Annotated in this window: 12 protein-coding genes and 1 pseudogene; 6 read left to right on the top strand and 7 right to left on the bottom strand. The window is 60.6% G+C overall.

The window, feature by feature from the left end; all coding sequences use genetic code 11:
* Window positions 1-83: 83 nt before the first annotated feature.
* From RLEG4DRAFT_RS32185 to RLEG4DRAFT_RS32200, 4 genes are all read right to left on the bottom strand, one after another.
* Window positions 84-1,142, bottom strand: coding sequence for a dipeptidase (locus RLEG4DRAFT_RS32185; protein WP_003583091.1), 1,059 nt, complete (start codon window positions 1,140-1,142; stop codon window positions 84-86).
* 244 nt (window positions 1,143-1,386) lie between these two features.
* Entirely contained in the window at window positions 1,387-2,412 is a 1,026-nt protein-coding gene (locus tag RLEG4DRAFT_RS32190) for an ABC transporter permease (protein WP_003583093.1), read from the bottom strand.
* Window positions 2,413-2,446: 34 nt separating this feature from the next.
* Window positions 2,447-3,988: a sugar ABC transporter ATP-binding protein gene (locus RLEG4DRAFT_RS32195; RefSeq protein ID WP_003583095.1), complete on the bottom strand. Its 1,542-nt coding sequence runs from the start codon at window positions 3,986-3,988 to the stop codon at window positions 2,447-2,449.
* 68 nt (window positions 3,989-4,056) lie between these two features.
* On the bottom strand, window positions 4,057-4,986 hold the full coding sequence (locus RLEG4DRAFT_RS32200) for a sugar ABC transporter substrate-binding protein (RefSeq protein ID WP_003583098.1): 930 nt from the start codon (window positions 4,984-4,986) through the stop codon (window positions 4,057-4,059).
* A gap of 364 nt (window positions 4,987-5,350) precedes the next feature.
* Here RLEG4DRAFT_RS32200 and RLEG4DRAFT_RS32205 point away from each other — a divergent pair, with 364 nt between their 5' ends.
* Window positions 5,351-5,848 (top strand): DUF1993 domain-containing protein, encoded by a 498-nt coding sequence (locus RLEG4DRAFT_RS32205; RefSeq protein ID WP_003583100.1) that lies wholly within the window; start codon window positions 5,351-5,353, stop codon window positions 5,846-5,848.
* A 6-nt stretch (window positions 5,849-5,854) separates the two neighbouring features.
* Here the strand turns inward: RLEG4DRAFT_RS32205 and RLEG4DRAFT_RS32210 are convergent, their stop codons facing one another.
* Both RLEG4DRAFT_RS32210 and galE read right to left on the bottom strand, forming a co-directional pair.
* Window positions 5,855-7,414, bottom strand: coding sequence for an alkaline phosphatase family protein (locus RLEG4DRAFT_RS32210; protein ID WP_003583102.1), 1,560 nt, complete (start codon window positions 7,412-7,414; stop codon window positions 5,855-5,857).
* Window positions 7,392-8,375, bottom strand: coding sequence for a UDP-glucose 4-epimerase GalE (gene galE / locus RLEG4DRAFT_RS32215; RefSeq protein ID WP_003583105.1), 984 nt, complete (start codon window positions 8,373-8,375; stop codon window positions 7,392-7,394). Before galE ends, RLEG4DRAFT_RS32210 begins: the two co-directional genes overlap by 23 nt.
* Before the next feature lie 242 nt (window positions 8,376-8,617).
* On the opposite strand from galE, the gene RLEG4DRAFT_RS32220 reads away from it, so the two are divergent.
* Window positions 8,618-9,262 carry a ThuA domain-containing protein gene (locus tag RLEG4DRAFT_RS32220; RefSeq protein ID WP_003583106.1) on the top strand — a complete coding sequence of 215 codons (645 nt, stop codon included), beginning with the start codon at window positions 8,618-8,620 and terminating at the stop codon, window positions 9,260-9,262.
* A 62-nt stretch (window positions 9,263-9,324) separates the two neighbouring features.
* Window positions 9,325-9,894, top strand: a complete 570-nt coding sequence (locus tag RLEG4DRAFT_RS32225) for a GNAT family N-acetyltransferase (protein ID WP_037094959.1) — start codon at window positions 9,325-9,327, stop codon at window positions 9,892-9,894.
* Between the two features lie 25 nt (window positions 9,895-9,919).
* Here the strand turns inward: RLEG4DRAFT_RS32225 and RLEG4DRAFT_RS32230 are convergent, their stop codons facing one another.
* Window positions 9,920-10,174 (bottom strand): DUF2934 domain-containing protein, encoded by a 255-nt coding sequence (locus tag RLEG4DRAFT_RS32230; protein ID WP_037094962.1) that lies wholly within the window; start codon window positions 10,172-10,174, stop codon window positions 9,920-9,922.
* Window positions 10,175-10,339: 165 nt separating this feature from the next.
* Here RLEG4DRAFT_RS32230 and RLEG4DRAFT_RS32235 point away from each other — a divergent pair, with 165 nt between their 5' ends.
* The 3 genes and pseudogenes from RLEG4DRAFT_RS32235 to RLEG4DRAFT_RS38180 all read left to right on the top strand — a co-directional run bounded on the left by RLEG4DRAFT_RS32235 (window position 10,340) and on the right by RLEG4DRAFT_RS38180 (window position 12,712).
* The gene (locus tag RLEG4DRAFT_RS32235; RefSeq protein WP_003583115.1) at window positions 10,340-11,776 is read left to right on the top strand and encodes a DUF6880 family protein; all 1,437 of its coding nucleotides are present in this window, start codon (window positions 10,340-10,342) and stop codon (window positions 11,774-11,776) included.
* 38 nt (window positions 11,777-11,814) lie between these two features.
* Window positions 11,815-12,375, top strand: a complete 561-nt coding sequence (locus RLEG4DRAFT_RS32240) for a DsbA family protein (protein WP_003583118.1) — start codon at window positions 11,815-11,817, stop codon at window positions 12,373-12,375.
* A 92-nt stretch (window positions 12,376-12,467) separates the two neighbouring features.
* Window positions 12,468-12,712, top strand: a pseudogene (locus tag RLEG4DRAFT_RS38180) (antitoxin).
* The last annotated feature ends 470 nt before the right edge of the window (window positions 12,713-13,182 follow it).

A 13,182-nucleotide genomic window follows, 5' to 3' on the forward strand; every position in this document is an offset into this window, starting at 1 on the left:
TCTTGATTGATTACGAAGCGTTTTATCGGTCATGCCCATTAAACTATTGTCCATTCCTGGCGCGTCCAGAGGCGCGCGGCGCTTTAGGCGCGGTCCTCCCGCCAAGCTTGTGCCAGAATGCGAAGCCAATTTTCACGGGCAAGTTTCGTGAGATCCGCTTCACCATATCCAACCTCCCGGAGAGCGGCAATCAGCTTCTGATTGCCGGCGGCGTCGCCGATTTCCTCAGGAATTGTGGCGCCGTCGAAGTCCGATCCGAGCCCCACGCAATCGATGCCGATGCGGTTCACCAGATAGTCGATGTGGCGGATCATATCGGCAAGCGGCGTATCGCTGTCCGAGCGGCCATCGGGACGCAGCATGGCGGTGGCATAGTTGATGCCGACGAGCCCGCGGCTTTCGCGGATCGCATCGAGCTGCCTGTCCGTCAGATTGCGGGCGACCGGCGTCAGCGCATGGGCGTTGGAATGGCTGGAGACCAGCGGCTGGTCCGTCGTCTTCGCCACGTCCCAGAAACCTTTTTCGGTGATATGGGCAAGGTCGATCACGATACCGAGGCGATTGCATTCCCGCACCAGCTCGAAGCCGGCATCGGTGAGGCCGGGCGCTGTGTCCGGCGACATCGGAAAGGCGAAGGGCACGCCGTAACCGAAGACATTGTGCCGGCTCCATACCGGCCCGAGCGACCGCAGCCCGGCTGCATAGAATACCTCGAGCGCCGCAAGATCGGCGCCGATCGCCTCGCAGCCTTCCATATGCATGACGGCGGCAAATATATCGTCCGCCATGGCGCTGCGGATATCCTTCACCGTCCGGCAGAGCCGCCAGGCGCCGGCCTGGTCGAGCCGCAGCGCGATCGCCGCCATCTCAGTGGCTATGGCAAGGGAAGGCAGCGGATCGAGAGGCGCCGCCATTGGCGTGATATAACGGCCGTCGGCATCCGGATCGGCAAAGACCAGGTCGCCGGAGGGAATGTAGATCGCGCAAAGACCGCCCGAAAGGCCGCCCTCTCTGGCCCTCCGCACATCGATATGGCCGAGCGTCGTGCCGTCTGCGAATTCCGCGATGGGGTCGCTGCCGTCTTTTGAATGTGTCCAGAGTCGAAGGAGAACGTCGTTGTGACCGTCAAATACGAATTGCATCTGTCTTCCTGCGCCGCCCTACTTCGTCATTCCTAAATCGGAATCGATTCAAGGATAAATTATGCAGCATTCAAAATGCTACAGCGTCCTTTGCGCGTCTTTTCAGACGCGCGCCGCTGTAGAGCGCGAATGAAACGTCAGAATAGAAAAGCTGACGGAATTCGCCACTTCTTTTTTTCGTCAGCGCAAAAACGGAACGAGGGCCGAAGCCCCCGTTAAAATCATCGGATCATGCCATCTGAGGTCAGTGCTTGCGGCGCTTCTTCTGCCTGTAGACGTCGATGACGACAGCGGCGACGATGATGAGACCTTTGACGATCTCTTGGTAATAGGCGTCGATCCTGAGGAAAGTGAAACCCGAGGTCATGACGCCGAGGATGATGGTGCCGATCACGGTGCCGGTGATGCGCCCGACGCCGCCGGTGAGCGAAGTGCCGCCGATGACGGTCGCGGCGATCGCATCGAGTTCATATCCGACGCCCATGCTGGCCTGTGCGGTTTCGGCGCGTGCCGCCGTGACGATGCCGGCAAGGCCGGCAAGCAGTCCGGCAATCACATAGACCTTGACGAGGTGCGCCTCGATGTTGATGCCGGAAACGCGCGCCGCCTGCGGGTTCGCGCCGATGGCATAGGTGAACTTTCCATAACGGGTGTAGCGCAGGGCAATGTGAAAGATCAGCGCAACGACCAGGAAGACGACGACCGGCCAGGCTTTGGTTCCGATGAAGTGGAACTGCTCGGTGATGCCGGAAACCGGCTGCCCCTTCGTATACCACTTCGCCACACCGCGAGCCGAAACGAACATGCCGAGCGTTGCAATGAACGGCGGGATTTTCGTGTAGGCAATGAGCGCGCCGTTCGCCAGACCCGCAGCAGCCCCGATCAGCAAGCCGACCATGATCGGCACGACAGCCGGCAGATCGGTCAGCGAGGGAAAGACCGCCCGGCCCCAGGTCGACGACTGGGCGAAACTTGTCGCGATCATCGCCGTCATGCCGACGACCGAGCCCGAGGAAAGATCGATGCCGCCGGTGATGATGACCTGCGTGACGCCGACGGCGATGATGCCGATGACGGAGACCTGCAGGATCATGATCGTCAGGCGCTGCGAATTCATCAGGAAGCTCTGGCCGATGAACATCCAGCCGAGCACTTCGTAGATGAGCGCTATGCCGACGAGCACGAGGAAAATGCTGAGCTCAGTCGGTAAGCGCCGCCGTCTTTGCCGGGTTGCGAGCGGAGCCGCGCCCTCTGCTGCCTTGGTACTCATATCAAACCTCCCTTGGGCAATCGCCGACGGCGCATCACTGCGCAGCCAGCTCCATCACCTTGATCTGCGTTGCTTCATCGCGATTGAGGAAACCGGTCACGCGCCCCTCATGCATGACCATGATGCGGTCGCTCATCCCGAGCACCTCGGGCATCTCGGACGAGATCATGATGACCGCCACGCCGTTTCGCGCCATTTCCGTCACCAGCCGGTGGATTTCCGCCTTGGCGCCGACATCGATGCCGCGCGTCGGCTCGTCGAGGATCAGGATCCGCGGATTGGTGAGCAGCCAGCGGCCGATCAGCACTTTCTGCTGATTGCCGCCCGAAAGATTTTCCACCCGCTCGTAAAGATTTGGCGTTTTCACCCGCAGCTTTTTTGCCATGTCTTCGCAGGTTGCCTCGATGGCCCCCTGCTGCACGAAACCGCCCTTGACGTATCTGTCCTGGAGAACGGCGATCTGCATGTTCTCGAGAATATCGAGGATCAGCAGGCAGCCGGTATCCTTGCGGTCCTCGGTCAGGAACGCCATCTGGTGGCGGATGGCCTCGGTCGGCGAAGAGATCGTCACCGGCTTGCCGTAGAGCTCGATCGAGCCGGAGCTTGCCGGCGTCACGCCAAACAGCGTTTCGGCGACATTCGACCGCCCGGACCCGACAAGGCCGGCCACCCCTAGGATCTCGCCCGCCCTCACCTCGAAAGAGACGTCCTTGAAGACACCATTGAGGCAAAGATCCTTGACGGAGAGCATGACCTCGCCGATCGGCACCTCCTCCTTGGGGAACATCTGGGTGATCTCGCGCCCGACCATCATGCGGATGATGTCGTCGCGGGTGACGTCGGTCGAAGCGTGGGTACCGATATAGCGGCCGTCGCGGAAGACCGAAAACTCGTCGGCGATCTCGAAAAGCTCGTTCATCTTGTGGGTGATGTAGACGATGCCGATGCCCTGAGATCTGAGATCGCGGATGATGCGGAAAAGATGCTCGACCTCGCGCTCGGTCAGCGCCGAAGTCGGCTCGTCCATGATCAGCACGTCGGAATTATAGGACACCGCCTTGGCGATCTCGACCATCTGGCGGTTGGCGACCGACAGGAATCGGACCTCGATATCGGGATCGATTGCTATATTGAGCCGGGCAAACAGCTCTTCGGTCATGCGATGCATCACGCCGTGGTCGACGAAACCGAAGCGGTTCTTCGGTTCGCGGCGGATCCAGATATTTTCCGCGACCGTCATGAACGGCATCAGGTTCAATTCCTGATGGATCATCGCAATGCCGTTCTCCAGCGCGTCGAGCGGAGATTTCAACTGGATCTCGATGCCTTTCAGGCGAATATCGCCCTTATCGGGCGTGTAGATGCCGGCGAGGATCTTCATCAATGTCGACTTGCCGGCGCCGTTTTCGCCCATCAGCGCATGCACGGAGGCGCGCTTCAGCCGGAACTGCACGTCGTCGAGGGCGACGACACCGGGAAATTCCTTGCGAACGCCTTCGGCGCTCAGCAGATATTCCGCATTCGGAACTGCGCCGCTCGCACGCACGGCGGCCATGGTTGTCGGGCTGACGGCCATATCATCTCCTCCGGATACGGACAGGCGGAAAGGATGCGGGCAGAGCCCGCATCCCGTTGGCACTCGTCTCAGTTCTTGGTGACGAAGTCCTTGACGTTTTCAGGCGTGACGAGCTGGAAGGGAATATAGACCTTCTTGTCGATCTTTTCGCCCTTGGCGAGCTTCAGCGCCGCATCGAGCGAGCCCTTGCCCTGGCCGGCGGCGTCCTGGAAGACGGTGACGTCGAGATCGCCGGCCTGCATGGCGGCAAGCGCGTCCTGCGTGGCGTCGACACCGCCGACGACGACCTTGGTCATGTCCTTGCCGGCAGCCTTCAGCGCCTGGATGGCGCCGATCGCCATTTCGTCATTGTTGGAGATCACGGCGTCGAATTCGATACCGCTGGAGAGCCAGTTGGTCATCAGGTCGGCGCCCTGGGTGCGGTCCCAGTTGGCGGTCTGCTCTTCGACGATTTCCAGGCCCTTGCATTCATCGGTCTTGACGACGTCATGAACGTCCTGGGTACGCATGCGCGCAGCCTGGTTGGAAAGCTCGCCCATGATAACGACGGCCTTGCCCTTACCGCCGAGAATGCGGCAGATTTCCTTGGTTTCCAGCGTGCCGGATTCCTGCTCGTTGGATGCGACGAAGGCCTGCTTGTCCGGCAGCGTGTCGACGTTGACCGGCTGGCGGTTGACGTAAACCAAGGGAATGCCGGCATCGGCGGCGAGCTTCGACATTGCCGTCGTCGCGTCGGTATCGACCGGGTTGACGATGATTGCATCGACCTTGGAGGCGATGAAATTCTGGATCTGGCTCTGCTGCTTGGAAACGTCGTTCTGCGCGTCTTCGACCTGCAGGGTCACGCCGCTCAGCGTCTTGGCATAATCGGTCATGCCGTTACGCAGAACGGTCAGAAAGTTGTCGTCGAACTTCGCCATCGAGACGCCGACGGTTTCTGCGTGAGCGGCCGTCGACATGACGAGCGCCATTGCAGTGCCCAGGATAAACTTTTTCATTTTCACTTCCTCCACAAGCGGTGCCCGGCTGCACCCTCCTCACGCCGGAGCTCCAGGCATTTGCCTTGGAGCGCAATTCTCCGCGCCACCTCTCCCGCGGCGCAAAACGGAACAAACAAACCGTAAAATTTGTTCTTCGGAATATTCATTCCATTTTCTGGGAACGACGTCAAGCCTCTTTAGAAGCGACGATGTAAGGATAAAGGCGCAATGTCGCGGGCTTAACGATCGGCGCCTGATTTCCCTCTGTTGTGAAAGAGGAAGGGCGCATCCATCTATGGGAGGTCAAAGACAGCGCCAGGGCCGCAGGCGTCTTCGACATTCCGACGCGGCCGGTCATTTAAAGATTTTGGAGACAGGACAAATGTCCATTTCGATGTATCGCCTCACCGTTCCGATGTTCCAGCGCGGCCTCACCAGCCTGAAAACCTACCTCGACAAGGCCGAGGCCTATGCCAAGGAGAAGAATATCGATCCTGCCATATTGGTCGCCGCGCGCCTTGCGCCCGACATGCTGCCGCTCTCCGGCCAATATCAGCGCGCCAGCGATAGCGCCAAATTCACGCTCGCCCGTCTGACCGCCACCGACGCTCCGAAGTTCGAGGATAATGAAAAGACCTTCGACGATCTGCGCGAGCGCCTGGCAAAGACCGAAGCCTATCTCGCCGGCTTCTCCCAGGACGCGCTGCAGGGCACGGAAAGCCGTGAGATCACCCTGCCGGGCAAGAGCGGCATCGTGCTGCCCGGTGACGAATATGTCACCGTCTTCGCACTGCCGAACTTCTATTTCCACGTCGCGACGGCCCACGCCATCCTGCGCAACCAAGGTGCGCCGATCGGCAAGCGCGATTATCTCGGGTAAAAGACGCTAGGGCCGGCGCGTCACCGGCCCCTTTTCCGTCAGCTCGGTATAGGCGAGCGTCTGATCGAGATGCCGTGCTCGGAGCGACAGCAGCCTTTCGGCATATTCAAGCCGGATCGCCGCATAGGCCGGATCCGATGCAACATTGTCGAGCTCCATCGGATCGTCGCGGAGATTGAAGAGCAGCGGCGGCAAGGCGGTAAAATGCACATATTTGAACCGTGCATCGCGGATCACCGCGAGATTGCATTCATTCGACTTCAGCCCGAAATGCCGCTCGGCCTGGCCCTCGGCGATATCGCGGAAATCGAACTCCCAGAATGCCGCGTCCCGCCAGCCCGATGCGCTCCCGCCCCTGCTCCCGCCACTGACGAACGGCATCAGAGACCGGCCGTCGAGCCCGTTCTTCGCCTCGATGCCGAGCCTTTGGCAAAGGGTCGGAAAAACATCCGCAGCGCTGGTGAAATCGTCGACGATCCCGCCGGCCGCACCGCTTGAGGGGTCGCGAATGACAAGCGGAATATGATAGCTGCCGTCGAAGAAGCCGCCCTTCCCCAGCGTCCAGTGATCGCCCGCCATCTCGGCGTGATCCGAGGTGAAGACGATTAGCGTATCGTCCCAGGCGTCGGCATCCTTCAGGGCCTGCCAGATCCGGCCGAGCTGAGCATCGACCTCCGATATCATGCCGTAATAGATCGCCCGGATCGCGCCGAAATCCTCGCCGTTCCATTCGCTGAGCGATCCCGTTGCGCCATGAATGAAGTTGCCATTGCCGGTGCGCGGCATGGCATAGGCGAGATAGGGATGACTTGCCTGTTCCGCATCGCGATCTACAGCGCGCGCAAAAGCCGGTCCCTCACCGGGCTTGAACATCCGGTTGAACGGCTCCGGCACGGAGAATGGCGGATGCGGACGCAGGAAAGAGACATGCGCAAACCACGGCCTGTCCTGTTCGCCCAGCCAGCGCATGAACTCGCCGGCCAGGAACGCCGTCTGGGTCTCGTCGCTGGAATAGGCCGGTGCCGCATCGGAAATCTCGCCAGCGCGCGCACCGACTGGAATATGGATGTCGCGGCTGACGGCATTGGCATGGCCGCGGGACCGGAGCCAGGAAAGCCATTGTCTCTCATGCTCGGGCAGAAGCTGGCGTGCGGTAAAACCCGGCAGCACGCCTTCATATGTCGTCAGATGCGGATCCTTGGCGTGCATCCCGCGCGGATCGGGCGCCGTGTCGGTGTAGCCGAACAGGGTCGGGTCATACCCCGCCCGCCGGGCCGCGAGCGCCAGATTGTCGAAGCGGGCATCGAGCGGCGAACCGTTGCGGCAGACGCGATGGTTCATCTGATAGAGGCCGGTATAGAGCGTCGCCCGGGCCGGCGAGCAGGGTGCGGCCCCGGCGTAATGCCGCCGGAAGAGCGTGCCCTCCCGCGCCAGCGCATCGACATTTGGTGTCTTTACTGAGGGATGACCGACAGCCGACAGGCAATCGCCGCGCCACTGGTCCGCCGTGATCAGCAGAATGTTCGGCCGGCGATCCCGTGTTTCAATGCTGGTTGGTTTTGGCATGCCAGTTCCAGGCGGAGCGAATGATCTCGGACAGATCATATTGCGGCACCCAGCCGAGCACGTCGCGCGCCTTGTCGTTATTGGCGACCAGCGTATGCGAATCGCCTTCGCGCCGGCCGATATATTCGACCGGGAAAGGCCTGTTCGAAACGTCCTCGATGGCGCCGAGCAACTCCCTGACCGTCGTGCCGGTGCCGGTGCCGAGGTTGAGCGCGACGGAATCCCCGCCCTTCAGCAGATATTCGACGGCGCGCACATGCGCATCGGCAAGGTCCAGCACATGGATATAGTCGCGCACGCAGGTGCCGTCGCGCGTCTCGTAATCGCTGCCGAACACCTTGAAGCCTTGGCGGCGGCCGAGTGCCGCATCGATCGCCAGGGGTATCGCATGCGTCTCCGGCTGGTGCCATTCGCCGATCCGGCCTTCGAAATCGGCGCCGGCGGCATTGAAATAACGCAACACCACCGAGCGCAGGCTTTTGTACTGGTCGTAATCGGCAAGCGCCTGTTCGACGATATATTTCGTCCGCCCATAGGGGTTGATCGGCACCTGCCGGTGCTTCTCGTCGAGCGGCACGCTCTGCGGCAGGCCATAGGTGGCGCAGGTGGAAGAGAAGACGAAGGCGTTGACGCCGGCCGCCTGCGCCGCCGAAAGCAGCGTCAAAGTGCCGATGACATTGTTCTCATAAAAGGCAACCGGATCCTTGACCGATTCACCGACCTCGATCAGCGCGGCGAAATGCAGGATCGCCGCCGGCTTGTGTTTGCCGAGCACCTCGTCCAGCCGGGCGCGATCGCGAATATCGCCCTCCTCGGCCGGCCCCCATTTGACGAACTCGCGATGGCCGTTCGAAAAATTATCGAAGACGACAGGCTTGTAGCCCTTGTTCGCCAGGTCGAGACACGTATGCGAGCCGATATAGCCGGCGCCGCCGACCACGAGAACCGTTTCACCTGCCATGCACCACCCTTATTATTAGCGAGAGATGAAAGAAACCTAGACGAGATACACGTCAATAAAAAGAAGGAATTGCGATAGGCGTGAACGCACAATACGTCAAATGCCGGAGACCGCCCTCCGTGCAATTCGTTTGGATCAGCCGCCTTCCAGAATTATTCGCGTGATTTGCATGACCGCCCGTTTTAAGGGGCTTTCACCATCATGCTGCAACGGTCCGCAGCAATCAGCCAGGGAGCGCGCAGATGAGGAAGGCAGTCATCGTTTGGGGCGGCTGGCAGGGTCATGAGCCGGAGCAATGCGCTGATATCGTCGCCGATCTCCTGCGCGAGGACGATTTTACGGTCGAGGTCACCGATGATCTCGGCATATTCGGATCTCCGACGCTTGCGAAGACCGATCTTCTGGTGCCGATCATCACCGGCGAAACGCTCGAAAAACCTCACGCTAGCGCCCTGGTCGAAGCGGTGCGCGGCGGGCTGGGGCTTGCCGGCCATCACGGCGCGCTCGCCACCTCCTTCAAGGAAAGCGCCCCCTTCCGCTATGTCTCCGGCGTCACCTGGGTCGCCCATCCCGGCAACATCATCGACTTTCGCGTCGCCGTCACCCGCCAGGACGATCCGGTCATGGAAGGCATTCCCGATTTCGACTACCGTTCGGAACAATATTATCTGCACTATGATCCGACAGTCGAAATCCTGGCGACCACCACCTTCACCGGCGCCTACGATCCGGCGGCCCGAAATGTCGTGATGCCTGTTGTTTTCAAGCGCCATTTCGGCTCCGGCCGCATCTTCTATTCCGCTCTCGGCCATGTCGCGGCCGAATTCGACCATCCCTATATGCCCCTCATCCTCCGGCGCGGCCTGAGCTGGGCCGCCCGTCGGTAACATGAGACAGGCGAGACAGGCGGTCCTTGCCGACCGCCTGCCCGCGCCATAACTTGCCCCGCATGCAGGATCGCTTCTCCTTCTTCCCCGCCACTGCCGACCGCCTGGCCGACATCGAAGCGGTCTTCGACGATTGCGCCGACGGCGGCAATTGCCGCTGCGCTTACTGGTATCTTCCGAATGCCGATTACAAGGCCGGATGGGGCGAAGGAAATCGCAGCTGGTTTCGAAGCCTGCTCGGCGGTCCGCGCCCGCCCGGCATTCTCGGCTATCACCAGAATGAGTCGGCCGGCTGGTGCGGCGTGGCGCCGCGCATCGTTTTCGACCGGCTGCGCCGCTCAAAACCCTTTGCTCCGGTCGATGACAGACCGGTCTGGTCGATCAACTGCTTCATCGTCCGCAAGCCGTTCCGGCGGCAGGGCCTGTCGCGGCTGCTACTGAACCAGGCCGTCGAATTCGCAAGGACAAACGGAGCCGAATGTCTCGAGGCATATCCTGTCGATCAGGCGGCCCGCACGTCGAACGGAGCCGAGCTCTATCCAGGAACGCTTGCGATGTTCCTTGATGAAGGTTTCGTCGAAGTGGCAAGACGCCTGCCGTCAAGGCCGATCGGCCGCCTGCAATGCCGCTAAGTAATTGAGGAGTTGGCGGTAGGGTCTAACGAGCCGCTTTCAACTGTCGGTCGTCGTCGACGGCGGGAGCTGCCTCGTCATAGACCCGCATCAGCCGCCCGGCCGCCTTCAGCCTCTCGATAAGATCGTTTCCATCGGCCGAGGCCCTCGTCAGCTCCAGCTGCTCGAACTCCCGCAGCGCCTGCGCCCAATGGCTTTCCCCGCGCCCTTCCGGCCTGCCTTCCGATTCCCACAGTGAATAAGCGCGCTGGCTGACCCAGGCGTCCCTATTATGACTCATCATCAACCCCAGCGAGAAATTTGGAAACAATATTCGACAGGCAACAAGGTGCCAAAACCGGCTTTAGGAGTCGTTACGAGGCAGCGTTAGTTTTTAGCTAATACAACACCTTGGCCTCCTACCGTCTCCGGGTTAGGGTCCCCGCAGAAACGACAGCGGTGACCGATGGCAGCAAAGACAACTCTCAACGCGAAAAACCTGGAAGCCCTCGGCGCCCAACGTCTCGCCGAACTGCTGATCGAGATCAGCATGGGCAGTGCCGCCCACAAACGACGGCTTCGAATGGAGCTTGCCGGCAATCAAGGCAGTGCCGAAGTGGCACGCGAAGTGCGCAAGCGTCTCGCCAGCATTGCGCGAGCCAGCAGCTTCATCGAATGGCATAAGGTGAAGGCTGTTAACGCCGACTTGGAAACGCAGCGATCTACAATCGTCACCGTCGTCGCCGCCGACGATCCGAAGGAAGCGTTCGATCTCATCTGGCAATTCCTTGCCGTCGCCCACACGATATTCGAGCGATCTAACAGCGGCGACAGCGTTTTCATCGAGACCTTCCATCAGGCATGCGCCGATGCCGGCGTCATCGCCAGCGCCGCGGGCATCGGTATCGATGCCCTTGCCGACAGGGTCTTTAATGCGCTGCAGGATAACAACCACGGCCAATATGATCCGCTGATCGCCGAAATGGTTCCGGCGCTGGGCAAGGACGGCTTGGAACATTTGAAGAGCCTGCTGGTGCAATGGTCGAAGGAAGCGGAGGAGAAGCCTGACGACGCCGACCGCGAGGTTTTCGGCTGGGGCGGCAATGGGCCGATCTACAGGGATGAGATCGAAGCCAACCACCGGCAAATGACGGCGCGCATCGCTCTGCAGGAAATTGCCGATGCCCAGAATGATGTCGATGCCTTCATCGCCCAGCAGCCGGAAGAGACGTTAAGGGCGCCGACGATCGCAACCGAGATTGCCGACCGTTTGCTCCTGGCTGGACGCGCCGAGGAAGCATTGAAGATCTTGGACGGCGCCGATCACAGGGGGCGTTTCGAACTGCCCTTTGAGTGGCAGCGCGCCCGCGTCGAAGCACTCTCCGCGCTCGGACGAGGAGAGGAAGCACAGGCCTATCAATGGCAATGTTTCGAACAGTCGCTGGACGGCGAGCACCTTCGCGCTTTGCTGCGAAGGCTCCCCGACTTCGACGATATCGAGGCCGAGGAGAAGGCATTCGCCTTCGTCCATGGCTTTCCGGATGTTCATCGAGCCCTTGCCTTTTTCCTGACCTGGCCCGCACTGGCCGAGGCGGCGAAACTCATCTCCAACCGCCAGGCGGATCTGGACGGGAACCTGTACGAGCTGATGACACCGGCCGCCGAGATACTGCAGGAGAAACATCCGCTCGCAGCCACCATGCTTCTGCGGGCGATGATCGGTTTTGCCCTCGATTACGGCCGATCCAGCCGTTACAAGCATGCCGCGCGCCATCTGGCGGAATGCGCGTCGCTCGCGCCGCATATCGACGATTTCGGCAGCGTTCGGCCTCACGACGCCTATGTTGTCGAGCTGAAGCGCAAACACGCAAACAAGCATGGCTTCTGGAGCTTGCCGCGTTAGGCCGAATAGCCGATTTCACCAACGATAAGGACATCACCATGACCCGAACCTCGTGGCACGCCGACCCGCTGAGCTGGGGCAATGGCCCGCGCATCTTCGAGGCCTTTCTCGAACCCACCTGCCCCTACTCGGTAAGGGCGTTCAACAAGCTCGACGCTCTTCTCGATCAGGCCGGCAGAGACAAGATCACCATCAACATCCGCCTGCAGTCGCAACCCTGGCACATGTATTCCGGCGTGCTCGTCCGCTGCATCATCGCCGCCTCGACGCTGCAAGGCGGCAAGGAGACGGCAAAGAAGGTCATGGCCGCCATCGCTAGGCATCCCGAGGAATTCGAGTTCGATCATCACGCCGGCGGCGCGAATATGGACGTGACGCCGAACCAGATCATCGAGCGCCTGGAAAACTACAGCGGCGTCAAGCTGAAGGACGCCTTCGCAATTCCGAATCTCGACCGGGAAATCAAATGGCACTGCAAATACGCCCGGCAGAACGGCATCCACGTCTCGCCGACCTTCATGATCGACGGGCTGGTGCAGGCGGATATGAGCAGCGGCGACGAGGTTGGAGCTTGGGTCCAAAAGCTGCTCGGAAGCTGACGGCAGCCAATCGTGCGTTACCTGAATGAATTGATCACAGCTCCCAACAGATGATAAATATTGATAAGTATCTACCAGGAGAGTCTCTCGCTATGAGCGCGACCGCCAAGCTATTCATGCATGGGCGCAGCCAAGCCGTGCGTCTGCCAAAGGAGTTCCGCTTCGAAGGCAAGGAGGTCCGGGTCAGCCGGATCGGCAATCGCGTGATCCTCGAACCGCTCGACGCTGACAACGCCATGCCTTGGGAGGCGATCGACAAGTAGGCGACACGCCTTTCATGCCGGAAGGTCGTGAGCAACCGTCTATGCCAGCCGACCGCGCCGTGTTCGGCTGGTGATCCACCTTGATACCAATGTCGCAATCGCGCTCTTGAACGGACGGCCACCTCAAGTTCGCGAGCGCTTCGATGAGGCGCGAAATGCAAGAACCCCGCTCGGCCTGTGAATCATCGTCTACCATGAGCTGATGTATGGTGCTCCAGCCAGCGAGCGCCGACACGCGAACGAGGAGAAGATCGCCCTGTTCATTTCGTCGGGCGGGGTTTCTCTGATCGATTTCAACGAGGGCGACGCAGAAGAAGCAGCGGATATTCGCGCCCATCTCCGGAGACAGGGCACACCGATCGGGGTATGGAATGGGCGCCGCCAGCGCCGTCACAATAAAAGCGTCTGCCGGGAACAATGGGCGACTTAGCCGGCTTGTCGGATTGCCCGCGTGTCGACCGACCTTTCACCGCCTCATGAAGTAAGATTAGCCGCCGTAATGAGGCCTGGGGAGCAGGAACCGGCTTAAACTAGCGTTCCGCCG

It is taken from the genome of Rhizobium leguminosarum bv. trifolii WSM2297 (genome assembly GCF_000271845.1).

Coding starts and splice junctions, on each gene's coding strand:
- RLEG4DRAFT_RS32185 (WP_003583091.1), bottom strand. CDS start 1,142: ATGCAATTCGTATTTGACGGTCACAACGACGTTCTCCTTCGACTCTGG.
- RLEG4DRAFT_RS32190 (WP_003583093.1), bottom strand. CDS start 2,412: ATGAGTACCAAGGCAGCAGAGGGCGCGGCTCCGCTCGCAACCCGGCAA.
- RLEG4DRAFT_RS32195 (WP_003583095.1), bottom strand. CDS start 3,988: ATGGCCGTCAGCCCGACAACCATGGCCGCCGTGCGTGCGAGCGGCGCA.
- RLEG4DRAFT_RS32200 (WP_003583098.1), bottom strand. CDS start 4,986: ATGAAAAAGTTTATCCTGGGCACTGCAATGGCGCTCGTCATGTCGACG.
- RLEG4DRAFT_RS32205 (WP_003583100.1), top strand. CDS start 5,351: ATGTCCATTTCGATGTATCGCCTCACCGTTCCGATGTTCCAGCGCGGC.
- RLEG4DRAFT_RS32210 (WP_003583102.1), bottom strand. CDS start 7,414: ATGCCAAAACCAACCAGCATTGAAACACGGGATCGCCGGCCGAACATT.
- galE (WP_003583105.1), bottom strand. CDS start 8,375: ATGGCAGGTGAAACGGTTCTCGTGGTCGGCGGCGCCGGCTATATCGGC.
- RLEG4DRAFT_RS32220 (WP_003583106.1), top strand. CDS start 8,618: ATGAGGAAGGCAGTCATCGTTTGGGGCGGCTGGCAGGGTCATGAGCCG.
- RLEG4DRAFT_RS32225 (WP_037094959.1), top strand. CDS start 9,325: ATGCAGGATCGCTTCTCCTTCTTCCCCGCCACTGCCGACCGCCTGGCC.
- RLEG4DRAFT_RS32230 (WP_037094962.1), bottom strand. CDS start 10,174: ATGAGTCATAATAGGGACGCCTGGGTCAGCCAGCGCGCTTATTCACTG.
- RLEG4DRAFT_RS32235 (WP_003583115.1), top strand. CDS start 10,340: ATGGCAGCAAAGACAACTCTCAACGCGAAAAACCTGGAAGCCCTCGGC.
- RLEG4DRAFT_RS32240 (WP_003583118.1), top strand. CDS start 11,815: ATGACCCGAACCTCGTGGCACGCCGACCCGCTGAGCTGGGGCAATGGC.